At 34.2% G+C, this 26333-nt stretch carries 21 protein-coding genes, 2 pseudogenes and 1 riboswitch; of the genes and pseudogenes, 20 read left to right on the forward strand and 3 right to left on the reverse strand.

The genetic code is table 11. The features are described 5' to 3' along the window. Window positions 1-21 precede the first annotated feature (21 nt). The 6 genes and pseudogenes from KBI38_01170 (at window position 22) to KBI38_01195 (ending at window position 8546) form a co-directional block, all read left to right on the forward strand. Window positions 22-2292 (forward strand): methyl-accepting chemotaxis protein, encoded by a 2271-nt coding sequence (locus KBI38_01170; protein ID MBP8628675.1) that lies wholly within the window; start codon window positions 22-24, stop codon window positions 2290-2292. Window positions 2293-2326: 34 nt separating this feature from the next. Continuing rightward, entirely contained in the window at window positions 2327-4945 is a 2619-nt protein-coding gene (locus KBI38_01175; GenBank protein ID MBP8628676.1) for a hybrid sensor histidine kinase/response regulator, read from the forward strand. Further along, on the forward strand, window positions 4946-5698 hold the full coding sequence (locus tag KBI38_01180; protein MBP8628677.1) for a response regulator: 753 nt from the start codon (window positions 4946-4948) through the stop codon (window positions 5696-5698). Window positions 5699-5828: 130 nt separating this feature from the next. Further along, window positions 5829-6587 (forward strand): dihydrodipicolinate reductase, encoded by a 759-nt coding sequence (locus tag KBI38_01185; GenBank protein MBP8628678.1) that lies wholly within the window; start codon window positions 5829-5831, stop codon window positions 6585-6587. A 69-nt stretch (window positions 6588-6656) separates the two neighbouring features. Then, a complete protein-coding gene (locus KBI38_01190; protein ID MBP8628679.1) occupies window positions 6657-7970 on the forward strand; it encodes a TIGR00341 family protein in 1314 nt (437 codons plus the stop codon). A 6-nt stretch (window positions 7971-7976) separates the two neighbouring features. After that, window positions 7977-8546 (forward strand): annotated as a pseudogene (locus KBI38_01195) (GntR family transcriptional regulator). On the opposite strand, the pseudogene KBI38_01200 reads toward KBI38_01195, so the two are convergent. Both KBI38_01200 and KBI38_01205 read right to left on the reverse strand, forming a co-directional pair. Further along, window positions 8433-9524 (reverse strand): annotated as a pseudogene (locus KBI38_01200) (EamA family transporter). The pseudogenes KBI38_01195 and KBI38_01200 sit on opposite strands and share 114 nt — an antisense overlap. 126 nt (window positions 9525-9650) lie before the next feature. Beyond that, the gene (locus tag KBI38_01205) at window positions 9651-10778 is read right to left on the reverse strand and encodes an HD-GYP domain-containing protein (GenBank protein MBP8628680.1); all 1128 of its coding nucleotides are present in this window, start codon (window positions 10776-10778) and stop codon (window positions 9651-9653) included. A 568-nt stretch (window positions 10779-11346) separates the two neighbouring features. Continuing rightward, window positions 11347-11445, forward strand: a riboswitch (SAM riboswitch). Window positions 11446-11534: 89 nt separating this feature from the next. On the opposite strand from KBI38_01205, the gene KBI38_01210 reads away from it, so the two are divergent. The 12 genes from KBI38_01210 (at window position 11535) to rsmI (ending at window position 23115) form a co-directional block, all read left to right on the forward strand. Further along, window positions 11535-12584: a methionine ABC transporter ATP-binding protein gene (locus KBI38_01210; protein ID MBP8628681.1), complete on the forward strand. Its 1050-nt coding sequence runs from the start codon at window positions 11535-11537 to the stop codon at window positions 12582-12584. Next, the gene (locus tag KBI38_01215; GenBank protein MBP8628682.1) at window positions 12553-13206 is read left to right on the forward strand and encodes an ABC transporter permease; all 654 of its coding nucleotides are present in this window, start codon (window positions 12553-12555) and stop codon (window positions 13204-13206) included. The genes KBI38_01210 and KBI38_01215 overlap by 32 nt, the downstream gene beginning before the upstream one ends. A gap of 21 nt (window positions 13207-13227) precedes the next feature. Beyond that, window positions 13228-14025 carry a MetQ/NlpA family ABC transporter substrate-binding protein gene (locus KBI38_01220; protein MBP8628683.1) on the forward strand — a complete coding sequence of 266 codons (798 nt, stop codon included), beginning with the start codon at window positions 13228-13230 and terminating at the stop codon, window positions 14023-14025. 291 nt (window positions 14026-14316) lie between these two features. Next, window positions 14317-15456, forward strand: a complete 1140-nt coding sequence (locus tag KBI38_01225) for a type III PLP-dependent enzyme (GenBank protein MBP8628684.1) — start codon at window positions 14317-14319, stop codon at window positions 15454-15456. 349 nt (window positions 15457-15805) lie between these two features. Then, window positions 15806-16882 (forward strand): sensor histidine kinase, encoded by a 1077-nt coding sequence (locus tag KBI38_01230; GenBank protein ID MBP8628685.1) that lies wholly within the window; start codon window positions 15806-15808, stop codon window positions 16880-16882. Between the two features lie 17 nt (window positions 16883-16899). Then, window positions 16900-18342, forward strand: coding sequence for an aminotransferase class I/II-fold pyridoxal phosphate-dependent enzyme (locus KBI38_01235; GenBank protein ID MBP8628686.1), 1443 nt, complete (start codon window positions 16900-16902; stop codon window positions 18340-18342). After that, window positions 18343-19017 (forward strand): deoxynucleoside kinase, encoded by a 675-nt coding sequence (locus KBI38_01240; GenBank protein ID MBP8628687.1) that lies wholly within the window; start codon window positions 18343-18345, stop codon window positions 19015-19017. Window positions 19018-19220: 203 nt separating this feature from the next. Beyond that, window positions 19221-19667, forward strand: coding sequence for a YaaR family protein (locus KBI38_01245; GenBank protein MBP8628688.1), 447 nt, complete (start codon window positions 19221-19223; stop codon window positions 19665-19667). 11 nt (window positions 19668-19678) lie between these two features. Further along, the gene (holB, locus tag KBI38_01250) at window positions 19679-20668 is read left to right on the forward strand and encodes a DNA polymerase III subunit delta' (GenBank protein MBP8628689.1); all 990 of its coding nucleotides are present in this window, start codon (window positions 19679-19681) and stop codon (window positions 20666-20668) included. Further along, complete coding sequence (locus tag KBI38_01255) at window positions 20649-21488, forward strand: stage 0 sporulation family protein (protein ID MBP8628690.1); 840 nt, start codon at window positions 20649-20651, stop codon at window positions 21486-21488. The genes holB and KBI38_01255 overlap by 20 nt, the downstream gene beginning before the upstream one ends. Beyond that, a complete protein-coding gene (locus KBI38_01260; protein MBP8628691.1) occupies window positions 21481-22230 on the forward strand; it encodes a tRNA1(Val) (adenine(37)-N6)-methyltransferase in 750 nt (249 codons plus the stop codon). The genes KBI38_01255 and KBI38_01260 overlap by 8 nt, the downstream gene beginning before the upstream one ends. A gap of 12 nt (window positions 22231-22242) precedes the next feature. Beyond that, entirely contained in the window at window positions 22243-23115 is an 873-nt protein-coding gene (rsmI, locus tag KBI38_01265) for a 16S rRNA (cytidine(1402)-2'-O)-methyltransferase (protein ID MBP8628692.1), read from the forward strand. A 40-nt stretch (window positions 23116-23155) separates the two neighbouring features. Here rsmI and KBI38_01270 read toward each other — a convergent pair whose 3' ends face one another. Continuing rightward, window positions 23156-23410, reverse strand: coding sequence for an AbrB/MazE/SpoVT family DNA-binding domain-containing protein (locus KBI38_01270; protein ID MBP8628693.1), 255 nt, complete (start codon window positions 23408-23410; stop codon window positions 23156-23158). Window positions 23411-23643: 233 nt separating this feature from the next. Here KBI38_01270 and metG point away from each other — a divergent pair, with 233 nt between their 5' ends. Then, entirely contained in the window at window positions 23644-25554 is a 1911-nt protein-coding gene (gene metG / locus KBI38_01275; protein MBP8628694.1) for a methionine--tRNA ligase, read from the forward strand. Window positions 25555-25557: 3 nt separating this feature from the next. Next, entirely contained in the window at window positions 25558-26325 is a 768-nt protein-coding gene (locus KBI38_01280; GenBank protein ID MBP8628695.1) for a TatD family hydrolase, read from the forward strand. Window positions 26326-26333: the final 8 nt, after the last annotated feature.

Below are 26333 nucleotides of genomic sequence, written 5' to 3' on the forward strand. Positions count from 1 at the left end.
AGTGTAGAAGGGAAGAAAGATATGTTCAAATCAATTAAGCAACAATTTATTTTTCTAAGTTCTAGTTTGGTAGTTTTTACAATGCTCATTGCCATGGCACTTAGCTATTATTGGATTTCCGACGAATATACTGCCAATATTGAAAAAAATAATTTAATTATTGCGGAAAGTTTGGCCGGCAATATCAGTCAGTTTATGAATAATGCTTATACTATTAATGCGCAGCTCGGTAATAATAGCGATATCTACAGTGGAAATAATATGAGACAAGCTCAAATTTTAAAAAATACTGTTAATGAATATCCTTTTTTTCAAGTTATTGCTGCGCATAATTTAGCTGGTGATCAGACCGCGCGGTCTAGTGGCAGTTTGGCTAATAGAGCTGACCGCTGGTGGTTTAGAAAATTTATCAATGAAAAAAAACCGTTTATCAGCAAATCCTATTTATCGTTAAATGGCAATATTCCGGTTACGACGGCGGTAAATGGAATATATAATGATGACAAATTAGTTGGTTTGATGATGGCTGACATTGATTTAAATACTATCCAAAAAATGATTGAAAAATACAAATTAGATGCTGATAGCTATGTTTGTGTACTAGATGGTGACGGGGTAGTAGTTTCACATCCCGATAGTAGTAAAATGTCACAACTGTACAATTATAAAACACAAAAGAAGATGATAAGTGGTGTGGTTGAAAATGGTCTAGCTAAGACGGAAACCGTTTCTTTCACAGTAGCACCGGAACTACAAGATATTGTAGCGAAGGTTATGAATGGTGAAAAAGGGGTTCAAGAGTACCAAGAAAATGGTGAAAGGTTTATTGCCACTTATTGCAGTATTGTGTTGCCTGGAAATTCAGAGCCGTGGAGCTTATTATTAATTCAAAAAGAAACGGCAGTGATGGCTTTTTTAAAGAGTCTTAGAGCAAAAATAATTTGGTTGACGATTTTAACATTAGCTTTGGCATTAGGGATCTCTTACTGGCTATCTAATAAATTTACTAAACCGATTAATAATTTACTAGAGGCAGCGGAAAAAGTTAAAAATGGTGACTTAACAGTGCGTATTGGCACTGAAACTCAGGTGAAGAAAAATGAGTTTGGCAGATTATCAAATAGCTTTGATGACATGCTAAATGATTTGCAGACCTTAATTTGCAAAATTTTCAATGTAACCATTGATTTGAAAAATAGTTCTTCGAATTTGATTGATATTTCTGCACATGTTGCGGCGAATAGTGAAGAATTAAGCGCAACGATGAATGTTATTAATAGTACCGTGCAACATATTAGTGCCGCTACCGAAGAAAATGCTAGTTCGACGGAGAATGTTTCTTTCAATGTTGTGAAGGTAGCAGCGAAGGTCAATGGTATTTCTGATGAGGCTAAAGAAGCTGTAGTGACAGCTAAAGCGGTTACGGAAGAAGTGAAAGAGGTTAGTACTTTAATGGAAGAGGTCTCAAAGAGTATTAATCAAGTAGCTAACTTTGCTAATGATGTAGCGTTATCTTGTGAAAGATCAATTGAAATTAGTGCAGAAGCAGAAAGCAGAGCTAGAGAAACTGATGAAATTATCAGAAGTTTAAATATAAATTCTAAACAGGTAAATAAAATTGTCGATATTATTAGCAATATTGCTGAACAGACTAATATGTTAGCACTTAATGCAACGATTGAAGCTGCTAGTGCGGGTGAGGCTGGTCGAGGTTTTGCTGTAGTAGCAAGTGAAGTAAAAGAATTATCCAGAAGAACTAGTGAAGAAGCGGGAAGAATTGCGTTACAAATTGAGGAAATGCAAAGTGATATGGATGTCGCAGTCGATATGGTCGGAAAAATTAACGAGGTTATTTTGGAATCAAAAGATATTACCAAACGCATTGCTACAGCGATTGGGGAGCAAAGTAGTGAAGAATACAAAAAAGACAAGGGTATTTCAACATTAAAGGAAGAAGTAAATCTTATTGCTAGCAAAGCACAAAATGTTGCTCAAAATGCAGTGCAAGCAACATTAGGCGTGAAAGCAATGTTAAGAAATACGGAAGAGATTGCGGAGAGTGTTGAACAAGTTGCTACTAGTACTACTGAAATCCAAGAATCGATGGCTAATATTAGTAAGGCAACACTAGAAATTGTTAAAGGAACGCAAGATATTTCCAGTAGTTTAGAAGAATCAGATGCAGCGATTGTTGATACTTCTAACAAAGCGGTAAAAGTAAGTTATTGTGCGGATGAAGCCGATGAATTAGCTTCAAGATTAAAAGAATTGGTAAGTCGTTTTAAGTTATAAATAATAGATGGGCTGAGTAGGTGATAATTAATTTATGGATCAAGAATTATTAAATGAGTTTATCCTTGAAGCAAAAGCTAATATTGATCAGATGGAAGAATTATTACTAAAGCCTGAGAGTTTGAATAATAGCAAAAAAATTGATGAATTATTTAGAGCTGCGCACAGTATTAAAGGAACAGCCGGGTTTTTTGGCTTGACAAAAGTTATGAATTTAGCGCATGTGATGGAATCAATTTTAGATGAACTGCGCGAGGGAAATTTAAAGATTAATGATGTCATTGTCGATGGATTGATTCATGCAGTGGATGTTATGCGACGGTTGTTAAATGATGAAGAAGTAGAAATTGAGAGTGTTATTGATGATTTGAAAGTTATTTTGACCACTAAAACTGAGGTTGATAACGGTAAAATCGGTGTAGCTGAACTGCAATCAGCAGCAATGCTGTGGGAACAATTGATGCAGGAAGAACAAAAAGAAGTTAAAGCGGCGGTTGAAATACCGCCACTTCCAGTTGTTGATAATAATACTGAAAAAATTTTAACGGAAGATAGTATCAGGGTTAAAGTTGGTAATTTAAATTCATTGTTAAATTTGACCGGTGAAATTGTATTAATGCGCAATCAATTACTTAGATTGACTAAAGATCCGGAAAAAAATAAGCAAGAACTAAGTGCTTTAGCAAAAAACCTTGATGTAATGATTACGAGTTTGCATAAAGAAGTTATGAAGACTAGAATGCAGCCAATTGGCACTATTTTCAATAAATTTCCACGAATGGTTCGTGAAATCGCCAAAACTTTAGGGAAGAAAGTGCAAATAGAGCTAAGTGGGTTAGATGTAAAAATTGATAGATCAATGATTGAAGCATTAATTGACCCGTTAACACATTTAGTACGCAATGCGATTGATCATGGTATTGAGTTTTCGGTGGAACGTAGTAATAAAGGGAAAAATGTAGCAGGAAAAATAACTTTACATGCTACCTATGAAAATGGCAGAGTTGTTGTTGATATTGCTGATGATGGAGCCGGGATCGATTTAAAAAAAGTTAGAGATAAAGCTTTGGATAAAAAGATCATTAAGGAAAGTGATCTTGATAACATAAAAGAACAAGAGATTGCAAACTTAATTTTTATGCCTGGTTTTTCGACAGCGATAGCGGTTACGTCTTTGTCTGGTCGTGGGATGGGGCTTGATGTTGTAAAGACTAATATTGAAAAAGTTGGCGGGCGCGTTGAGGTTTTTTCTGATAAAGATATTGGGACAACTTTTCGCTTAAACTTGCCATTAACGCTGGTGATTATTAATGCTTTTATAATTATTATTGCTGGTAAGTTTTTTGCGATACCACAAAATGAAATTAGAGAAGTAGTATTAGTTGGTGATGGTGAAAATAAAAACCGGTTCATAAAAATGTTGCAGGAGAAACCATCATTAGTGTTAAGAGGAGAGGTAATCCCCTTGGTTGGCTTAGGTCCATTTTTAGGCTTGGAAAGTGAAAGTGCTTTTAAGGAAAAACTGGATAAGGCGATGCAAGAAAGGTTTTTATTGCGGATTTTAATTATTAAAAGTGGAAAAAGTGCTTATGGGATTGTGGTTGATGAAATTCATGATAGTGAAGAAATCATGTTAAAGCCTTTATCGAAAGCTATCGGTCATTGCTTATTATATTCGGGGATGACGGTATTGGGTGATGGTAAAATTGCAATGATTATCGATACTGATGGGCTGAAAAATGCGGCTAATATTTCTTTTAAAGAATATTCAGTAAAGAAGATTGCAGAATTAAAAGATCATGATAAGGTGCTACAGGAAAAATTACTATTATTGTTTAAAGCATCCGGCAACGAAGTTTTGGGGCTTGATATGAGTTTAATATCGAGAGTACAAAAAAGTAACACTGACAACTTTATTAAGGTTGGCTCAAAATATTATTTCAAGCATAATAACGAAAATATCAGAGTTATTCGGCCGGAATATTATATTCCAATCTCCAATAATAAATGTAAGAAAAAAAATGTTTATGTGATAATTCCGAAAGATCTAAGTTATGCTACGGCGATTATTGCCGAGGAAATACTTGATACTGTTTCAGCTGATTTTGCAATAAGTCAAAATTGCGGTAAAGGGTTGGCTCTTTGTGGTAGTAAATTTATTAAAGATCAACTAATAACATTACTGAATTTGCCGGAATTGCTACAGCTTGTTACGCCAAACTATAATAGGTTGTGTAGTAATCAGGCTTTAGCTCGCAAAAAAGTTGCCAATCAAAAAATAAAAATCTTAGTGGTGGAAGATACGCAGGTTTTTGCGAAAGCTTTAAAGAATATATTAGAACAAGAGGGGTATCAGTCGGTATTAGCGCAAAATGGACTAGAAGGCTTAGCTTTATTGCAGAAAGATAATTTTAATTTGATAATTAGCGATATTGAAATGCCTAAAATGGATGGATTAGAATTTATTAAAAGTGTTAGAGCTAAAGATAAATTCAAAAATCTACCGGTGATTGCGTTAACTTCACTAGATGATGAAGAACATCGGCAAATAGCTTTAGCTGCCGGCTTTGATTATTATGAAATAAAATTAAAAGATCAAGAACTGATGAAAACCGTGAAAAAAATATTGGCTGAGGCAAGGAGTGTGATGTAAATGGCCGATATCTTAATAGTTGATGATTCAGCAGTTGCCAGAGCAGCTTTGAGAAAAATAATAACGTCATTGGGGCATAAGGTAGTAGGCGAAGCTGAAACCGGTGCTAAAGCGTATGTTGAGTATATAAGATTACGACCGGATGTTGTGACGATGGATTTAACGATGGAAGGTATGAGTGGCGCTGAGGCAACTTCGAAAATAGTTGCAACCTTTACTGACGCAAAAATAATTGTAATAAGTGCGATGGAAGAACGAGGCGTTATTATTGATGCCTTAGAGCGTGGTGCTAGACATTTTTTGATTAAGCCAATTACTCAAGAAAAAGTTAGTGCGGTATTAAATAATGTGATAGAGCAAAATCATGATATAAAAAAACATCGTGAAATGGTTCAAAAGTTAAAACGAGAAGATACCGATCACTTAGTTCGAGATTTTAAACCGCCTTATCGTATTGGTTGCGATGGCAAATTAGTAGTAGTAAATATTAATGCTAATATAACAAAAAATAGTTGTAAGACCTTGGTGACAGAGATTGAAGAATATTTGCAAGATGGTGTAATGGTATTATTTGATTTTGGTAATATCAGCAATATCAATGAACTAGTACTTAAGGATATCGATGGGTTGATGTCTAATGTATATGCTAGAGCTAGTGCAGTAAAAGCAATCTGTCGTAATATGAAATTTTTTGATAAAATTCAGTCGAACCAAAGTTTATATAATATTCAATCGGTGTTAAAGCAAATTTAATTTTTAATAAGCCTTTAAGTTCTGTTAACAGGATTTGAAGGCTTATTTGCATTTTAATTGTAATTAATGTAAAATTAAAACAAACAATTCGATGCATAAAACATGGTTGTTTGTTATTAGGAGGATTGCTATGAAAATAAGAGTAGGTTTGTTTGGCTTTGGTAAGACTGGTAAATTAGTGGCGGATGAGTTTATAAAAGATGATAATTTTAATTTAACGTGGGTTGTTAAAAATATTGATTGTGGTAATAAATATGCTTCGCGGTTGCTGGGGTATGAAGAAGATTGTGGTAAAATATTTGCTGCTAAAAATTTAGATAAAGACTTTTTTAAGAATAATGGTGTTGATGTAATAATTGATTTTTCACATCAACAAGCGTTATATTATTATGATAATGCAGCAAAATTAAAAATACCAATTATTTCGGCAGTATCTCATTATGAACAGGCTGAACTGAAAAAACTGGAAGATTATTCGCAAGAAACGGCAGTGTTATACTCACCCAATATAACTTTAGGGATAAACGTTCTAATTGTTGCAGCACAAATTTTACAAAAGATAGCTCCTCATGCTGATATAGAGATTATTGAAGAACATTTTAAAAGTAAACAAGAAATTTCAGGAACTGCTAAAAAAATAGCGAGTAATTTAGAATTAGGTAGTGAAAAAATTCATGCGATTAGGGTTGGTGGCATTGTGGGAAAACATGAAATTGTTTTTGGAATGCCAAATCAGACAATCAGATTAACACATGAGAGTATTAGTAGAGCCGCTTTTGGCCAAGGCGCTATTTTTGCAGCGAAGTTTTTAGTCGGGAAATCAGCAGGCTTATATAATATGGAATATGTTATTAGTGATATGTTTAGAAATAATATTCCGGTATATTAAAATTCCTTTGTTATCACAATGTTTTCAGTAGTATAATTTGACTATAAGCATAAATTAGAGGTGAGTATAATGTCTTGGCCTAATAATGAACAACGAGCGAAAATATATGATAATATTACGGCTGATGCTAAACCGAGTTTTTACTTTTTTGCGATGGTTGTGTTATCTTGTACTGTTGCAACATATGGTCTATTATCTAATAGTACTGCGGTTATAATTGGTGCAATGTTAATAGCACCATTGATTGGACCTATTTTAGGAGGAGCGATAGCGCTGACCAGTAATAATAATGATTTACTTAAAACCTCTATCAAAGCAGAAGTTTTAGGGGCAGTTACAGCAGTGTTATTAGCGGTTATTTTAACCCTTATTTTACCGGGATCTCATATTACAGCCGAAGTTTTAAGTAGAACTAAGCCAACAATTGTTGATTTAGTTATTGCTTTAGCTTCAGGGGTTGCTGGTACTTATGCGATGTGCGTAAAACCGCAGAGTGCAACTTTACCAGGGGTGGCAATTGCGACAGCCTTAATGCCGCCATTATGCGTTGTTGGTATTGGTTTGGCAAAGCAAGATTTTAATATTGTCACGGGAGCTTTTTTGTTATTTTTAGCCAATATGATTGCAATAAATGTTGCGGCGATAGCAACCTTTGAATTGGCGGGTTTTTCGCAGAAAAACAACTTTAATGCAATAAAGTACAGAATTATCACAACTAATAATAAAATATTTTTTTATCCAATTATTTTGTTATTAGTTATTTCAATACCATTAGCAGTTATTATGTATAAAACATATAATACTGCCAATAAAGCAGATATTATAAATAACTCTTTACGAGAAAATATTTCCAGCATTTCACCGCATTCTACCTTGATTTCAACTGATTATAATGAGGATGATGAGAAATTTGAAATAAATGCTGCTTTTCGTACAACGAAGAATTTAAGTTCGGACAACATCAGACAAATGGAAAATTTTTTAGAATTGAAATTAGGTAAAGCGGTAAAATTATATGCTGATGTCGTCTTAATTCAAAAAGTTGATAATAAAAATAGTTTAAATAGTTTTGAACAATTATTACCGAAAATTAAAGAAAAAGAAGTAGTGGAGGTTGAGAAAACTACGACTCCAGAAGATTTGATTGGTGCTGTCTTACAAGAAAAATTTATTATTTTACCGAGTGCTGAATTGTTAGGTTATGATTTTTCTTATAATAGCAATTTAGGTACGTATAAGATTATCATTAAGATAAATGCAGTTGATAAAATTGAAGAAAACCTGATAAAATCTATAAAGTCGGTATTGGAAGAAAAATTAAAACGACGCGTTGAAATTATTATCAATGTTGAAAGAAGTACTAAAGAGAAAGAACAAGGATGAGGATTTATGGCTAGACCGATGGCAGTATATTTAACAATAGCAATTGATATTGCTAATAAAATTATTAATGGCGACTTTAACCGAGGTGATAAAATTTCAGGAAGGTCGTTATTAGCTAGTCGATATAATGTTTCGCCAGAAACGATTCGTAAGGCGATTGCTATATTGAAAGAAGCAAATGTAGTCGATGTTTCGCAAGGAAAAGAAGTTACAATAGTTTCATTAGAACAAGCTAAAAATTTAGTTGAGCATAATAAAAATACGGTATATGCACATTCGTTGAAACAAGAGTTAGAAATATTGCTTAAACAAAAAGAGGATAATGATAAGTGTTTTAAAAACATTATGACTGAAATAATGAAATATTCTGATCAATTAAAAAACTTAACACCATTTAATCCAGTTGAAATAATGGTTAAAGATGAGTCTTTGGTGGTTGATAAGCCCTTAGAAAAAATTGCATTATGGCATAATACTGGAGCAACTATTGTTGCAGTTAGAAGAAATAATGAAATTATAATTTCTCCCGGACCTTATTTTGTTTTGCATAAAAATGATAAAATAGTTGTAGTTGGAACAAAGGATGTGTTTCATAGGGTTAACAAGTTTATCAATGATTAAAAGGGTTAAAGCTAATACTCATTAGCTTTAACCCTTTTAACGATTTGCAATATAAATACTGAGAATTACTAAAAATCCACCCAATAGTTGTAACGGTAAAATACTTTCATTTAAAATTAAATAACCGGAGAGAATGCCGATTATAGGGGTCAGATTAAGATAAATGGTAGTGACGGTTACATCGAGATTTTTTAAAGCAAAGCTATAGAGAAAATAACCGATGGCGGAACAAATGATGGCTAAAAATAAAATATTAGCAAAGGCTAATAAGGAAAAAGAATGCCACTGGTTAAATTCAAAGAGTGATAATGGAACAAGAAACATTGCGCCAAAGATTGTCTGGTAGGTTACTAAAAATAAAGCGGAGTGCTGAGCTTGTAAAAATTTATTAAGAATAGTATAAAAAGCCCAAGAACTCATAGCGCCAATCATAAACATATTTCCTTTAAAGGTGTCAGAAGAAAAATCAATATTGCCACTGGCTGTAACGATTAAATAGGTGCCAATTAGAGCGATAATAATGCCACAAATTTTGGACAAGGATAGTTTGCTTTTGAAAAAAATTACATCAAGGCCGATTGCTAAAATTGGTACTAAAGCGGTTATTAAAGAAGCATTGGATGCGGTTGTCAATTTTATACCGGTATTTTCGCAACAAAAATAAAGTGTGATGCCTAAAAAGCCACCGAGTGCTAATTTAGGCATTATTTTCACAGTGAGGTGATGTTTTGGCTCTATTTTATGTAAAGCAATCCATAAAAAGATACTTGTTATTAAAAATCTGAAACAGGCTGTCGTTATGGGCGGAATTTCATTAACAACAACTTTAATACTGATAAAAGATATTCCCCAACAGACTACAGTAAAGAGCATTGCCAAGTTAGCTAAAGTCTTGTTGGAGAAGGAAGTTACTTTGTTAATAAAATAAGTCATAACGCCACCAGCCTTAAAATAATATATAGTTTCATACTATACACCTTATAATAAGTAAAAGCAAGTAGTATTTTAATTAAAATATTACTTGCTTTTACTTTTTTTTCTTAAATAAAATTATAATTATTAGAGCATAGCGCTGGTGTTTAAAGCTTGAGTACTATTTAAAATAGCAATAGTTTCATTTTCTGATAAATTGCGTAGTACTTTAATGTGGTCATATTCTTTTAAATCAATATACAATTCTTCTTTTAAAAATTCTTTATTAGGCTTCGCTATTACTTTAATGGTTGGATGAAATTGTAGACCGGAAGAAATGCTTGTAACGATGGCATAAAAGCCATTGCTTAACAGTACTAATGAGCCGGGTGTAAAGATGGCTAGATTATCAAAAAAGGACTCTAGTAAGTTTATATCAAATTTTATGCCGGCTTCACTGCTCATTATTTCATAAGCTTGATATGGTGTGCGGGCTTTTTGATAAGGTCGCTCAGTTGTAATGGCATCATAGACGTCAGCAATGGCAACAATTCGGGCATATTGATGAATCTTTAAATTTTTTAAAGCACGGGGATAACCTGATCCATTAAAATTTTCGTGATGTTGAAAGGCAACGTGCATTGGGACAACTGATAAATTCCTGGTTTTCCGTAATAACTCAAAACCATAAGTAGAATGGTTCTTCATTATCTTCATCTCTTCTTCATCCAAGCGTCCCTTTTTGTTGAGGATTTCTAAAGGAACCATAATTTTACCAATATCATGTAGAATAGCTCCAAGCGCTAACTCATATAATCTTTTAGGACTATATTGGTTAATTATGCCCATCATTGTTGAAATAGCACAGACATTAACAGAATGACCAAAGGTATATTCATCAAAAGTAATAATATCACTGAGCTGAATTAGATTAGTTTTACTTTGGGAAATCTCATCGATAATATTTATAGTAACTTCTTTGATTACATCAATATCTAGTTTTTTAGTGCAAAGACATTTCTTAAAGGTATCGCCAATGCTTTTAATCGCCTTTAATCTTGTTTCTTCACGCATAATATCTTCTTGATAAAGAATATTATTGTGGCTTTTTTCAGTGAGAATATAAATTGATCTTAAGCCGATGGTTTTTAAGCGATTTATATACTGCATTGTTAAGATCATATCTTTACTTAATAATAGATTAGCGTCGGCATCATAAATGTTTTTAGCGACAACCATTCCCGGTAATAAATTGTTAACTGATATTTTTAACATGAATTAGAACCCTTTCCGATAAAGTACAGAATGAAAAAATTATTAAAATTTAATTTTTTAACAGGTTTAAACGACTGATAGTTTGAGGTTTATTGTAGATTATAGAGGTTAGACATTAAAATGAGGCATTTTGCTAAAGTAACAAAATGTCTCAGAACGTGGTTTGAAAGCTTATGAAAATAAAACGACGATAAAGTCAAATAATATTAGCTTACTGACTGATAATTTTAAGAATTATTAGTCAGAGCAACTTAAAGTTATTGTGAAATAGGTTAAAAATGTAAACATAGTTCAATATTAATATAAAAATTTTCCAGTGTATATAGGACAAAGGTTTTGTTTTATGGTAAATTAGGTGATTTTTAACGTTATTTTATAGGAGTTTGGCTGTTTAGAGTCTTATGATGGAGAAATTTGAGTTAATAGCAGTCTATTCTTAGCAATGAAAATAGCTAGCAATAGGCTGCCAAATTATTTAAGGTGATAAGAACTAGCGGTTTTTAAAATTATAGCTTATTTTTATTGACAGCGTTAAAACATCGTGATAATATCTTTAATAATATAAATACTCTTATCAAGAGTGGTCGAGGGACTGGCCCTATGACACCCGGCAACCGGCAGAAATGAATTGGTGCCAAATCCAGCAGGAAAATCCTGAAGATGAGAGAAAAGACAGCGTGATTTTGCAAACTCTTTTCTTGATGAAAAGAGTTTTTCTTTTTTGTTGGTAAATAATAAAAAAAGGAGGTTGTAGTCATGATCAAGCTTTCTAATATTCGAAAAACCTATGATGGTTCAACTTATGCGTTGCAAGGCATAAATTTGGATATAGCAAAAGGTGAAATTTATGGCATAATCGGTAAAAGTGGTGCGGGAAAGAGTACATTAATAAGATGTATCAATATGTTGGAAGCTCCAACAGCAGGTGAAGTAGTAGTAGATGGGTTAAATTTAACTAAAATGGCAGATAATCAGTTGCGATTAGCGCGTAAGGATATCGGAATGATTTTTCAACATTTTAATTTATTATCTTCTGCTACTGTGTATGAAAATGTCGCGTTTCCGTTAAAACTGAGTGGCAAAAGTGCTAAAGAGATTCAAGATAAGGTTTTACCATTGCTGGAATTGGTTGGTCTAGAAAGTAAAAAGGATCAATATCCGGCCCAATTAAGCGGTGGACAAAAACAACGAGTGGGGATTGCTAGAGCGTTGGCAAATAATCCGAAAGTGTTATTGTGTGATGAAGCGACATCAGCCCTTGATCCACAAACGACGAAGTCAATTTTAGATTTATTGAAAGATATCAATCAAAGCTTGCAATTGACAATTGTGTTGATAACGCATGAAATGCAGGTAATTAAGGAAATCTGTGATAAGGTTGCTGTTATTGAAAATGGTAAAATTATCGAACAAGGACCGGTTATTGATATTTTCAGTAAACCGCAACAAGAAACGACCAGAGACTTTATTTCCGCTATTATCAATCATGATTTACCGGAGATTTTTCAAGGAACAGAGTTTTCCCCTGAACCAATCAATAATGGTCATTTAGTATTGAGGATTTCTTTTATGGGGCATTCTACCGAAGAACCGATTATTGCAGGGTTAATAAGACGGTTTGATATTGATATTAGTATTCTTTATGGTAATGTGGATCATATTAAAACTACTCCGTATGGAACGTTATTATTAGAATTATCAGGTGATGCTGAAAAAATTCAAGAAGCATTAAGTTACTTGCAAGAAAAGCAATTAGGAATAGAGGTGATTGGTTATGTCGCAAGACATGATAATGTTGCTTCTTAAAGCGTTGTATGAAACAACTTACATGGTATTTGTTTCGACAGTAATATCGGGGTTAATTGGTATCCCCTTGGGCGTAATTTTAATTGTTACTGATAAAAACCATATTTTAGAAAGCTTACATATTAATAGATGTTTAGGTTTAATTGTTAATGCTGCCAGATCAACTCCATTTATTATTTTGATGGTGGCTATTATTCCTTTTACACGAATGGTCGTAGGAAGCTCTATTGGAACAGTGGCGGCGATGGTACCGCTTACTATTGCGGCGATTCCTTTTGTTGCAAGGCTCGTTGAAACTTCGTTGAAAGAGTTAGAATATGGGGTAATTGAAGCAGCTCAAGCGATGGGGGCGACTCCTTGGCAAATTATTACAAAAGTAATGTTGCCGGAAACAATGCCGTCGATTGTAGCGGCACTAACCAATACTATCATTAATTTAATCGGTTATTCGGCAATGGCAGGAGCAATTGGCGGTGGTGGCTTAGGTGACTTGGCAATTAGATATGGTTATCAGCGTTTTCAGCCAATGGTAATGTTAGCAACGGTTATTATTTTGATTATTCAAGTACAATTGGTTCAATCTGTGGGTGATTATATTGCTCGCAGTTTAAATAAAAAATAAAAAGAAAATGAGGGATGTTTAATGAAAAAGATTAGTTTAATCCTTACTGCTTTACTTGTAAGTGCCTTGGTCTTAGTTGGATGTGGAAAAGCGGATGCTCCAAAAACCTTAAAGGTTGGTGCAACGGCAGTTCCGCATGCAGAAATTTTACAAATTGTTAAACCGATATTGGCTAAAGAAAATGTTAATTTGGAAATAGTGGAAATGTCTGATTATGTTACACCTAATCTAGCAGTGGCTGATAAAGAATTAGATGCTAACTTCTTTCAACATACTCCTTATTTAGAAAAATTCTGCAAGGAACGTAATATAAACTTAGTGAATATTGCTGGAATTCATATTGAACCAATGGGAATTTACTCTAAAAAACTTAAAGGGATTAATGAATTAGGACATAATATGGAAGTGGCAATTCCTAATGACCCGACTAATGGTGGTAGAGCCTTAATGTTATTGGCGAAAGCTGGTCTTATTACATTAAAAGAAGGTGCTACTACTAATGCAACGGTAGCTGACATTGTAGAAAACTCAAAACATATTAAAATTACTGAATTAGAAGCACCGCAATTACCAAGAGCATTAGACGATGTTGCATTAGCGGTTATTAATACAAACTATGCGTTAGAAGCTGGGTTTGTACCGACTAAAGATGCTTTAGCAATGGAAAAAGGTGATTCACCGTATGTAAATATTCTTGTAGCTAGAGCTGGCGATGAAAATAGAGAAGATTTGCAAAAATTAGTTAAAGCATTAAAATCAGATGAAGTGAAAAACTTTATTAATGAAAAATATAAAGGGGCAGTAGTTCCTGCTTTTTAAAAATTAATGTTATAAAATAGTATTGGGGTAACCACATTAGTCTGTGGTTACCCCAATACTATTTTGATCAAAGATGATGAAATAAGTTAGTGATTAAAAAGTTATTATTTTTGTTTTTACAGCAAGAAACTAACATAATATAACTGTATTTTCCTATTTTGCTAGTTTTAAAAAATAAAATGCTAAAAACTTTAAAAGTTTGCAGGACTTTTGGAAAAAAAACAAAATACTTAATAACGGTATTTGTTTAAAAAAAGCAAATATACTTGTAAACAAGGATGGGAGAGGGATATGGTAAGAAAATTTCGTTTAACAGAAAGTCAAGTAAAGCAATTGGCGGCAAAATATTCAACGCCGTTATTATTGTTGGATGAGGATCAAATTGAACATAATTACCGTTTTTTAAAGGAACATATGCCAAAAGTTAAGGTTTTTTATGCGGTGAAAGCTAATCCTGATGAGCGGATTATCAAGACTTTGAGTAGTTTAGGGTCTTGTTTTGATGTTGCTTCAGACGGTGAAATGCTAGCCTTAACTGATTTAGGGGTAGCGGCTGATAACATGGTTTATGCTAATCCATTTAAAACACCAAATGGTTTGGCGGTTGCTAAAAAAACGGGTGTTAATAAATTTACTTTTGATAGTGAATCAGAAATTTATAAGATGGCTCAAGCTGTGCCCGGCGGGACAGTCTTACTGCGGGTTAGAGTTGATAATCCTAAGGCACTGGTTGATTTAAATAAAAAGTTTGGTGCAGCACCGGAAGATACAATCAAGTTACTGGGTTTAGCGAAAAAATCTGGTCTAGATGTTGGCGGGCTGTGTTTTCATGTTGGTAGTCAATCACCGACAGCGGAGGCTCATGTTGAAGCATTGAAAATTTGTCGCAGATTATTTGATGAAGCGAAAGAAGCTGGTTTTAATTTGCGGATTTTAGATATTGGTGGTGGTTTTCCAATCCCGACCATTGATACTGATATTGATGTTAAAGAGATGATGCAAGAAATTAATGTTAATATAGAAGAACTATTTCCTGATACGGAAATTTGGGCTGAACCAGGAAGATATATTTGTGGTACTGCTGTTAATTTAATCACCAGTGTAATTGGTACGCAGGAACGCAATAAGCAACAATGGTACTTTTTGGACGATGGTTTGTATGGAAGCTTTTCCGGTGTTATTTTTGATCATTGGGATTTTGAATTAGAATCATTTAAAGATGGCGACAAGAAGCCGGTAACTTTTGCTGGTCCTAGTTGTGACTCTCTAGATGTTTTATTTAGAGATAAAATGAGCGTGGATTTAAATATTGGTGATTTATTGTTAGTGCCTAATTGTGGTGCTTATACATCAGCGTCAGCGACGGTATTTAATGGCTTTGCAAAAACGCCAATTTTATCGTGGAAAGAAGTCAAACAAGAAATAATTTAATGATAATAAGCACTTATCGATAAACGGTAAGTGCTTATTTGTTAATAAAAGCCCAAGTTATCCCCAAACTTATCCCCAAAGTTGGGAGTAATGTGGATAAGTTATAGGAAAAGTAGCAAAAATAGTCTTTTTGAAAATTATTGCTGTGGATAAAATTTATTTTATAGTAAAATAGTACTAAAATTTAAAACTACCATAAATTTTGTGATAAAATGATATTATTGAAATATTATAAATTTTATTTATAATAGCGGTTAAAATTAAAGAAAAGTAGGCTAAGTATGTGAGAAAAGGGAAGAATTTAGACTTAAAATTATTAGACAAGGTTATAAAAGATACTGTTGATGCGATGGAAAAAGGCAAAGAGCAGATTTATGATATCTATGAAGCGGCAGAGAGTGAAGTTTTACATGTTGCCAAAGACATTGACAAAATCAGAGAAGAAACGAATAAGATCATTGTCAAAGTTGATCTTTTAGAAAAAGCTGAAAAAAAAGCACGGGCTGATTTGGTCATTGTTAGCAGTAATTTTAATCTATATTCAGAAGAGAAAATAAAACAATGTTATGAAAATGCTCAAAAATTGCAAATACAGCTAGCGGTTATGCGAGAACAAGAACAAAATTTGCGGCGCAAGCGTGATGAGCTAGAGGTTAGATTAAAGCAATTGCAAGGAACGGCGGAAAAAGCTAAACAATTGGTGTCGCAAGTCGGAGTGATGTTAGGGTTGCTTTGTGCTCAAATGGGTCAAGTTGCTGATAAAATTGAAACTTTAAATCAAGATAAGATTTTGGTGCCAAGTATTATTAAAGCACAAGAAGATGAACGCTTAAGAATATCACGAGAAATTCATGATGGTCCGGCACAAATGATGGCTAATATTGTCTATCATGCGGAAATTTGTGAGCGTTGGATTGATAAAGATAAAGATAAGGCTAAAAAGGAATTACAAGAACTGCGTAATTTGGTACGCGGTTGCTTAAGTGAAACTAGAGATATAATTTTTGATTTAAGACCAATGGCACTTGATGATTTAGGGTTAGAGGCTGCCACGACAAGGTTTATTGAAACAATTAAAGTTCGCTATGGTATTGATCTTAAGCTACGGTTTTTTGGGATGCCGAAACGATTGCCTAATCACATTGAAGTTAGTGTTTTTAGGGTGATACAAGAATCAATAAATAATATTGTGAAGCATTCTAAGACCACAGAAGCAAAAGTAAGTTTAGAGTTTAATGATGAATTTTTGATTATTCATATTGAAGATAAGGGCATTGGCTTTGCGGTTGATGAAAAAAATCAGTCTAGTTCCAGTTATGGGTTAATTGGGATGAGAGAGAGAATTAAATTACTACATGGTAAGCTGAAGATAAGTAGTGAAGCTAATAAAGGCACTAAGCTAGAAATGGTGATACCGCTAAAATAAGGAGAACAATAAATAAAATGTTAACACAAAAGATAGCGCCGATATACCAAGCTTTGAAAAATTATATTAAAGATCAGGCGTTGGCTTTTCATACGCCGGGGCATAAACAAGGTCAAGGGGCGAGTACAGCTTTAAAAAAAATGATGAGCAGTGAAAGTTTATTAATGGATGTATCCTTGATGGCGGAACTAGATGATTTGCATGAACCGCAAAGTTATATTAAAGATGCCCAAGCTTTAGCGGCACAATTATATCAAGCTGATAGTAGTTATTTTGTCATTAATGGTACAACTTGTGCGATTCAGGCAATGATTTTAGCAAGCGTAGGACGTAATGATAAAATTTTAATTCCTCGTAATGCCCATTCTTCGGTTATAGGGGGCATTATTTTAGCTGGAGCGCAGCCACTCTATTTAGAGCCTGAAACAGATGAAATGTTAGGAATAGCGATGGCGGTAAGTCCTGAAACTATTGAAGAAGCATTATTGAAAGAACCGGATGCTAAGGCGGTATTGATTGTTAATCCTACTTATTATGGTGTCGTCGCAGATATCAAAAAAATAGCAAAGATTGTTCATAGTCATAATAAAATTTTATTGGTGGATGAGGCGCACGGGCCACACCTTATTTTTAATGAAAAGCTGCCAATATCAGCGCTGGAAGCAGGTGCTGATATTGTAGCACAAAGTACGCATAAGATCTTAGCAGCAATGACACAATGTTCAATGCTACATTGTCGGCATGACAATATTGATGTAGTAAAACTCGAAAAAGTACTAAGTCTACTGCAATCAACCAGTCCTAATTATTTGTTATTGGCTTCTTTGGATTTGGCAAGGCAACAAATGGCGACAAGTGGAAAAGAGCTCTTAGATAAAGCCATAACCTTAAGTTGTAATTTAAGGCAGGCCATTAATCAGATTGAAGGATTGAGTTGTTTTGGTCGTGAAAAAGAGAATATATATGATTTAGATTGTACTAAAATAACGGTTAGTTTCAAGGGGTTGGGGCTAACCGGTCTGCAAGCTGAACAAATTTTGCGCAATGATTATAAAATACAAGCAGAATTAGCAGATGCTTATAATGTGCTATTTATTATTACTATTGGCGATGATGAAGCTTCGGTCCAGACTTTGTTAGGTGCTCTTAGGGCGATGGCTGTTAAATTTCAAAATACCGTAAACCATGACCTTGAAATTAAGTTGCCACAAATTCCACCTCAAGTTATTTTTCCTCAAGCAGCTTTTTATGCTAGTAAAAAAAGTCTGGCTTTTAAGGACGCTATCGGTGCAGTTTGTGGTGAAACGATAACATTTTATCCCCCGGGAATCCCCATAATTTGTCCGGGCGAAGAAATAACCATTGATATTTATGAGTACTGCCAAAAGATGGTTCAAGCCGGTTACAAAGTAGTGGGACCGGTTGATTGCAAATTAGAACAGATTAGAGTGGTGAAATAAATGACCGGTAAACTTATTATTATTGAGGCTGGCGATGGCTGTGGCAAGGCGACGCAGGCACAAAAACTATATCAAAGATTACAAACAGAGGGCTTAACAACGAAGAAGGTTGAATTTCCTGACTATAACAGTGACTCATCAGCCTTGATAAAAATGTATCTAAAGGGCGAGTTTGGTAAAGCGGTTAATGATGTCAATGCTTATGCTGCTTCGACTTTTTATGCGGTAGATCGCTTTGCTTCATATAAGACAAAATGGGAAGATGATTATTTAGCCGGTAATTTTATAATTGCTGATCGTTATACGACCTCTAATATGGTGCATCAAGCGATAAAAATTAAAGATGAGAAGGAACGAGAAACTTATCTAGACTGGTTATGGGACTTGGAGTTCAAGAAGTTTAAGCTACCAATACCTGACTTGGTAATTTTTTTGGAAATGGCACCAGAGTATAGTTATAACTTAGTTAATGAGCGGGCGATAACGGAAAATAGTATTAAAGATATTCATGAGCAAGACGCAAAGTATTTAGCAGAATGTTATAATGGTTATTGCCAAATTGCGGAAAAGTATAATTGGCAGAAGGTAAATTGTATTGCTGATAGTAAAATAAGGACTATTGATGATATTCATACCGAAATATATCAAATAGTTGCAGAAAAATTTTCGTTATAAATAAAAACCAAAAGGCTCGTTATAAAGAGAGCTTTTTGGTTTTTATTATTATTAAAGGATAAGTTAAAGTCGATAATTATATTAAGGATATATTTTATGGTGGAGAATGTTTGCTAATTTAAGATAAAGCAATTATAATTTAAATTAGGTCTGTCTGTTCATCTATAAAGTATAAATTATCCAATATGGAAGGTTGGTTAGTGATGAAGATTAAAAATATGGAGGCACGAAGCTCGTTTATTGTAACGGAGCATGATAGTTCTAATAAAGTTAGCAAAAAAAATAATGTGTTTTCATCAGAACTTTTAGCTAATCAAGAAAAATATTCTAAAGATAAACTTAATGCATTACTAGAAAAAATAGATAAACAAGGAGCTCGGTTAACAGAGACTCCAACTTATTCTGAGTTAAAGTCATATCGGGATTTAGTAAGAACGTTTGTTAACGAAGCGGTTTCTAATATGTACTCTTTGGAAACCCAACATGGCTGGGATCGTCAAGGGCGACAAAAAGTTTATACTATTGTCAAAAAAATTGATGATACTTTAGAGTCGATGACTGAAGATATTAGGTCAGGGCAAGAACGTGGCCTTAATATTGCTGCCAAACAAGATGTAATTAGAGGAATGTTAGTTGATCTATATATGTGAGGTATTTCATTATGAATTGGCTGGATATTGTAGGGCATGAAAATAATATAAAATTATTAAAAGGAATGTTGGATAAAGATGCAGTTCCCCACGCCTTATTATTTGTTGGCCCTGAGGGGATCGGCAAATTTCAATTAGCAAAAGTTTTAGCTAAGACCTTGCTTTGCCCGAAAGTAGCTTCTTCTTGTCAGGATTGCCAGCAATGCTTAGTGGAGCCGGTTGATCAAAATATTGATTTAGTTATTATTAAACCTGATAATGATGTTATCAAAATAGAGCAAGTAAGAAAATTACAGCAAGATTTAATTTTGGGTCCGCATAAGGCGAAGCGGAAAGTTATAATTATTGATAATGCTGATAAAATGACTGTTCAGACCGCTAATAGTTTACTAAAAACGTTGGAAGAACCGGCTAATAATATTATCTTTATTTTAATAGCGACCAAGCCAGAAGCGTTACTGGATACTATTAAGTCGCGGTGCCAAATTATGAATTTTCAGCCGATTTCACCGAATATTTTAGAAAAATATTTAGTTAACGAAAAAGGGGTTTCATTAGCGGAGGCGGCGGTCGTTTCTAGAGTATCCGGTGGTCGTATTAGTAAAGCGTTGGAGTTATTGAGCGAAGATGGGCTAATTATGCGTAAATTGGCATTTAAAATAGTTAATGCTTTGCCAAAAATGAGAAAAACCGAAGTTTGGGAATATGGCAATAAAGTAGTGGAATTAGAACGAAGCCAAATTGTTGAATTGCTAGTACATGTGAAGATGTTACTACGTGATATTTTAATATTGCATTATGATGAGCAAGATACTTTGCTTTATAATATTGATTTAACAGCTGAACTTAAAGAACAGATAAAATATTGGTCTGATTACCAATTGGTCTGGGTTCAAAAAGAAATAGCAAGAAGTATTCAAGCGATTGAAGCCAATGCTAATCTAAAATTAATTATTGAAGCTATGCTGATAAAAGTTATCGATGAGTTACAAAGGAGGTAAAGATTTGTTATACAATGTTGTAGGAGTCCGCTTTAAAAAGGCCGGAAAAATATATTATTTTGATCCGGGAGATTTTAAAATTACGGATCAAGATGCGGTTATTGTTGAAACTGCCAGAGGGGTGGAATTTGGCCAAGTTGTTTTAGGTCCAAGACAGGTGCCACGTAATAAGGTGGTATTACCGTTAAAGACAGTACAAAGAATTGCTACGGCCGGAGATAAAAAGCAAGTTGTACTTAATGAACAGAAAGAAAAAGAAGCTTTTGAAATTTGTGAGCAAAAAATTGTAGCGCACAATTTACCGATGAAGCTAATTGAAGTAGAATATACTTTTGATGTTAATAAAATTATTTTTTATTTTACGGCAGAAGGACGAATTGATTTTCGTGAATTAGTAAAAGATTTAGCCGCTGTTTTTCGTACAAGAATAGAACTTCGTCAAATTGGTGTCAGGGATGAGGCCAAATTGATGGGGGGAGTGGGCTGTTGCGGTCGTTCGTTATGTTGTGCTACCTTTTTAGGTGATTTTGAGCCGGTATCAATTAGAATGGCTAAAGAACAAAATTTATCACTTAATCCCACCAAAATATCAGGGATTTGTGGTCGCTTGATGTGTTGCTTGAAATATGAAAATGATTGTTATGGTGCAGCTTGCAAGAAAATTATAGCTCCAACGGCGGGACGACGCGTTGTTACAGTGGACGGTGAAGGGAAAGTTATTGCCGTTAATAGTGCGAAAAAGAATGTTACAGTACTACTGGATGATAATAGAACGTTAGTTGTTCCTTGGGAAGAAGTAGTTGAAAAGGACGATGAATAAGGTTTGTTTGAAAGTTAATGAGCGTCTTGATGATTTACTGATAAAAAAATTAAAAATAATTCAAGATGAAACGGAATTTTGTTTTTCGATTGATGCAGTACTGCTGTCGCATTTTACTACGTTTAAAAACAAAGCGAAGGTTGTCGATTTAGGAACTGGAACAGGTATTATTCCGTTATTGTTATCTGCCAGAGGGTTTAATGAGGTGGTCGGGCTTGAACTTAATCCTAAAACTGCCGATATGGCTCAGCGGAGTTTTGCTTTAAATAATCTTAGTGATAACCTGAAGGTTTTGAATATTGACTTAAAGGAAGCGACAACTTATTTACAAGCTAATCATTATGATATTGTCACCTGTAATCCACCGTATTGGAGTAAAGATCAAGGGAAAATTAGTGATAATAAAAATATTGCAATGGCGCGACATGAATTAACGGTAACTTTAGAAGAAATTATTAAAACAGCCCGGCGGTTATTAAAATACCACGGGCGTTTTTCCATGATACATTTACCAGAACGATTAACAGAGATTATGACGTTACTGGCAAAATACAAAATTGAGCCAAAAAGGTTGCAATTAGTGCAACCTTTTATCAATAAAAAGCCCAATCTAATAATGATTGAGGGGATTGTTGGTGCGAAGAGTGGGCTTGAAATTATGGAACCTTTTATTATATACAAGGAAGATAATACTTATACTGAGATGCTAAACCAATATTATATGGCAGCAGTAGAAGATTAATAGGTACAAATCATGACTAATAGTGGTATATTATATCTTTGTGCAACCCCCATCGGCAACTTAGAGGATATGACTTTTCGTAGCATCAGGATATTAAAAGAAGTTGACTTGATTGCCGCGGAAGATACTCGTCATACTATCAAATTATTGAATCATTTTGATATTCATACACCGTTAACCAGTTATCATGAACATAATAAATTATCTAAAGGGCCGGAGTTAATAACAACCTTGTTGGAAGGCAAGAGTGTAGTAGTGGTCAGTGACGCCGGTTTACCGGGGATTGCCGATCCGGGCAGTCACTTAGTATCATTAGCGATAGAACATAATATTGTTGTAACACCTATTCCTGGGGCAAATGCAGCGCTATCAGCACTTATTTGCTCCGGGCTTGATACTACTATGTTCAGTTTTATTGGTTTTTTGCCGAAAACAAATAAAAAAAGAAAAGAATTGCTAGAACAATTAAAAGAAGAGGAAAAAACTTTATTATTTTATGAGTCGCCACATCGCATAAAAGATACTTTAGCTGAGTTGGTTAATATTTTAGGTAATCGTAAGGTGGTAGCAGCGCGTGAACTGACTAAAAAATTTGAAGAATTTTTACGGGGCGATGTGGAGTATTTGATAAAATATTTCAAGGAAAATCAGCCACGGGGTGAATTCACCATTGTTGTAGAAGGATTTAATCAAGAAAAACAGGGCTTAGAAGAAAGTAACGAACCTCTGAGTACAGCTGATATTTGTGATTTAGTGCAAGCTTTAGTACAAGAAGGCGTCGATAAAAAAACAGCTATTAAAAAAATAGCTGTAAAACTTAATCTTTCGCGCCGAGATGTTTACCAAACTATGTTGGAAGCAGAAAAAAAAGAAGACATTAATTGATAAATCAATCAATGTCCTAAAAGGTATAAAGGAATGTAGGTTATGCTGTTGGGTTGCTAACTGCGCTAATGCACTCATGACAAATATTTTTGCCTTTGTGATTAACAACGTCGCCGGCATTTCCGCAGAATACGCAAGCGCAAGCTGGCTCGTATTTACGAAGAACAATACGATCTTGATCCACGTAAATTTCTAAAGCATCTTTTTCTTCAATAGATAAAGTACGACGAAGTTCGATTGGAATAACAACTCTTCCTAATTCATCCACTTTTCTAACAATACCAGTTGATTTCATATAAAATCGCTCCTTTGCTTTCAACAATGTTCGACAAATTCTGTCTGACTAAATAATACCAAATATAACAGTAGGTGTCAACCCTATTTTTTACAAAAAATCATAAAAATATATTGATTTTCATTTAATTTAGAATTAATATGGCGAAAAATGTCGAAAAGTCATTTAAATATCCCGTTTTAAGGGAAATTATTATAGATAATATAAAATTGAAAAAGTGAGGTTTTTGGTAAATGGAAAAAGAAACATTCTATATTTCGACACCGATTTATTACCCTAGTGATAAATTGCATATTGGACATGCATATTGTACGACCATCGCAGATTCGATGGCGCGATATAAAAGATTAACTGATGTTGATGTTTTATTTGTTACGGGCTCCGATGAGCATGGGCAAAAAATTCAACGCAAAGCGGCCGAACAAAATATTACGCCGAAAGAATATGTTGATAAAATTGTGGCAGGGTTTCAAGCATTATGGGAAAAATTAAATATATCAAATGATGAGTTTATCAGAACAACGGAAAAGCGTCATTATAATGTAGTGCAAGAAATTTTCAAAAAGATTTATGACAAAGGCGATATTTATAAAAGTACTTATGAAGGATTATATTGTACGCCTTGTGAAACTTTTTGGATTGAGCGTCAATTAGTTGATGGCAAATGTCCGGATTGTGGTCGTCCGGTGGAGACAGTACAAGAAGAAAGTTATTTTTTTAGAATGTCTAAATATCAAGATCGACTATTGCAATTTATTGAAGATAATCCTGACTTTATTCAACCGGTTAGCCGAAAAAATGAGATGATTAATTTTATTAAAGGCGGTTTAGAAGATTTATGTATTTCTCGAACCACTTTTGATTGGGGAATTCCGGTACCGATTGACAATAAGCATGTTATTTATGTTTGGTTTGATGCATTATCAAATTATTTAACGGCGGCGGGCTATCTGAGTGATACTGAAAAATTTAATAAGTTTTGGCCGGCCGATATTCATTTAGTAGGTAAGGAAATAGTGAGATTCCATACTATTATTTGGCCGATTATTTTAATGGCATTAGAGCTGGAATTGCCGAAAAAAGTATATGGTCATGGGTGGTTAGTTGTTGATGGTGATAAAATGTCAAAATCAAAAGGCAATGTTATTGATCCGGTAGCATTAATTGATGAATTTGGTGCAGATTCTATCAGATATTTTTTATTACGGGAAATTAACTTGGGCTTAGACGGTAATTTTTCGCGAGAAGCTTTGATCCAAAGGATTAATGCTGATTTAGCTAATGATTTGGGTAATTTGTTACACCGCACATTAAGTATGGTTAATAAATTTAATGGCGGCTTAGTGAAAAACACTAAAGTTTTGGAAGATGTTGATACAGAATTAATAGCATTAGCACAAAATACTGTGAAGCAATACCAAGACAGTATGGATAAAATGGAAATAAGTGTAGCGATCAGAACGGTGTGGAATTTAATTAGTCGTTCTAATAAATATATTGATTTAACTGGACCGTGGGCATTGGCGAAAGATGAGAGCAAACAAGAACGGTTACAAACAGTTATGTATAATTTGATTGAGAGCTTGCGTATTATCAGTGTATTAATAGCACCGTTTATGCCTAATACAGCACCGAAAATATGGAAACAATTGGGGCTTGGTGAATTTTCTAAAGTTAAATTTAAAGATATTAAAGAATGGGGTACAGTTATGACAGAAACTAAAGTAGAGCAACCTGAACAAATTTTTCCGCGTATTGAGGAAGAAAAGGCAGAGGCAGTAGCTAAGACGGTTGTACCAGCAGTGGTTGAACAGAAAAAAGACGAAGTTGAAATTACAATTGATGAATTTGCTAAAGTTGATTTAAGAGTAGTCAAGGTTTTGGCGGCGGAAAAGGTAGAGAAAGCTGATAAGCTTTTGAAATTAAAAGTTGACTTGGGGACAGAACAACGTGAAATTGTTTCCGGCATTGCCAAACATTATGCACCGGAAGAGTTAGTGGGAAAAAATGTGGTAATGGTAATAAATTTAAAACCGGCGAAGATTCGTGGTATCGTTTCACAGGGGATGGTGTTGGCAGCTTCTTGTGGTGATGAGTTGAAAGTTGTTGAGGTTGAGATGCCGGAAGGAAGTAAGGTGAAATAATTCATGTTGGTGGATTCACATGCCCATTTGGATGATAGTGCTTATGCTGAAGATTTAACTGCGGTTATTCAAAGAGCTAAGGAAAATGGTGTTAGCAGAATAATTAATATTGGTGCAGATATGGATTCGTCGGCAAAGTCGCTTGAACTTAGTGAAAAGTATGAACAAATCTATGCGGCAGTAGGTATTCACCCGCAAGATGTGGTCAATGCTAAGGCTAAAGATTATGATCAATTGGCAGCATGGCTAAAGCTGCCAAAGGTTGTAGCACTGGGCGAAATCGGGCTAGATTATTATTATGATGATGGAGCACCAAGAGAACTACAACGCAAAATATTTATAGAACAAATTGATGTTGCAAAACAGATGAATAAACCGATTGTTGTACATAATCGTGATGCGCATGGTGATGTGATGGATATTTTGAAAAAGGAAGCTAAAGGTCTAACCGGTGTTATGCATTGTTATTCTGGTAGCTGGGAAATGGCAAAAGAACTGATTAAAATGAATTTCTTTTTATCAGTAGGAGGGCCGGTAACTTTTAAAAATTCAGCGAAATTGCCGGAAATTGTTGCTAAAATCCCATTAGAATACTTATTATTAGAAACTGACTGTCCTTATTTAACACCGCAACCATACCGTGGTAAGCGCAATGAGCCGGCTTATATTAAAATAATTGCCGAAAAAATAGCACAAATTCGTAATATAACAGTGGAAGAATTAGCTGTAACAACTACTGATAATGTTAAAAATCTCTTTGGCATAAAATAAGTGGCAAA

Source organism: Negativicutes bacterium (assembly GCA_018052945.1).
In the GTDB taxonomy this organism is placed as follows: Bacteria; Bacillota; Negativicutes; order JAGPMH01; family JAGPMH01; genus JAGPMH01.

Bases quoted from the DNA above. Each gene is read 5' to 3' on its own strand.
- KBI38_01170 (MBP8628675.1), top strand. From the start codon at position 22: ATGTTCAAATCAATTAAGCAACAATTTATTTTTCTAAGTTCTAGTTTG.
- KBI38_01175 (MBP8628676.1), top strand. From the start codon at position 2,327: ATGGATCAAGAATTATTAAATGAGTTTATCCTTGAAGCAAAAGCTAAT.
- KBI38_01180 (MBP8628677.1), top strand. From the start codon at position 4,946: ATGGCCGATATCTTAATAGTTGATGATTCAGCAGTTGCCAGAGCAGCT.
- KBI38_01185 (MBP8628678.1), top strand. From the start codon at position 5,829: ATGAAAATAAGAGTAGGTTTGTTTGGCTTTGGTAAGACTGGTAAATTA.
- KBI38_01190 (MBP8628679.1), top strand. From the start codon at position 6,657: ATGTCTTGGCCTAATAATGAACAACGAGCGAAAATATATGATAATATT.
- KBI38_01205 (MBP8628680.1), bottom strand. From the start codon at position 10,778: ATGTTAAAAATATCAGTTAACAATTTATTACCGGGAATGGTTGTCGCT.
- KBI38_01210 (MBP8628681.1), top strand. From the start codon at position 11,535: ATGATCAAGCTTTCTAATATTCGAAAAACCTATGATGGTTCAACTTAT.
- KBI38_01215 (MBP8628682.1), top strand. From the start codon at position 12,553: ATGTCGCAAGACATGATAATGTTGCTTCTTAAAGCGTTGTATGAAACA.
- KBI38_01220 (MBP8628683.1), top strand. From the start codon at position 13,228: ATGAAAAAGATTAGTTTAATCCTTACTGCTTTACTTGTAAGTGCCTTG.
- KBI38_01225 (MBP8628684.1), top strand. From the start codon at position 14,317: ATGGTAAGAAAATTTCGTTTAACAGAAAGTCAAGTAAAGCAATTGGCG.
- KBI38_01230 (MBP8628685.1), top strand. From the start codon at position 15,806: ATGGAAAAAGGCAAAGAGCAGATTTATGATATCTATGAAGCGGCAGAG.
- KBI38_01235 (MBP8628686.1), top strand. From the start codon at position 16,900: ATGTTAACACAAAAGATAGCGCCGATATACCAAGCTTTGAAAAATTAT.
- KBI38_01240 (MBP8628687.1), top strand. From the start codon at position 18,343: ATGACCGGTAAACTTATTATTATTGAGGCTGGCGATGGCTGTGGCAAG.
- KBI38_01245 (MBP8628688.1), top strand. From the start codon at position 19,221: ATGAAGATTAAAAATATGGAGGCACGAAGCTCGTTTATTGTAACGGAG.
- holB (MBP8628689.1), top strand. From the start codon at position 19,679: ATGAATTGGCTGGATATTGTAGGGCATGAAAATAATATAAAATTATTA.
- KBI38_01255 (MBP8628690.1), top strand. From the start codon at position 20,649: ATGAGTTACAAAGGAGGTAAAGATTTGTTATACAATGTTGTAGGAGTC.
- KBI38_01260 (MBP8628691.1), top strand. From the start codon at position 21,481: ATGAATAAGGTTTGTTTGAAAGTTAATGAGCGTCTTGATGATTTACTG.
- rsmI (MBP8628692.1), top strand. From the start codon at position 22,243: ATGACTAATAGTGGTATATTATATCTTTGTGCAACCCCCATCGGCAAC.
- KBI38_01270 (MBP8628693.1), bottom strand. From the start codon at position 23,410: ATGAAATCAACTGGTATTGTTAGAAAAGTGGATGAATTAGGAAGAGTT.
- metG (MBP8628694.1), top strand. From the start codon at position 23,644: ATGGAAAAAGAAACATTCTATATTTCGACACCGATTTATTACCCTAGT.
- KBI38_01280 (MBP8628695.1), top strand. From the start codon at position 25,558: ATGTTGGTGGATTCACATGCCCATTTGGATGATAGTGCTTATGCTGAA.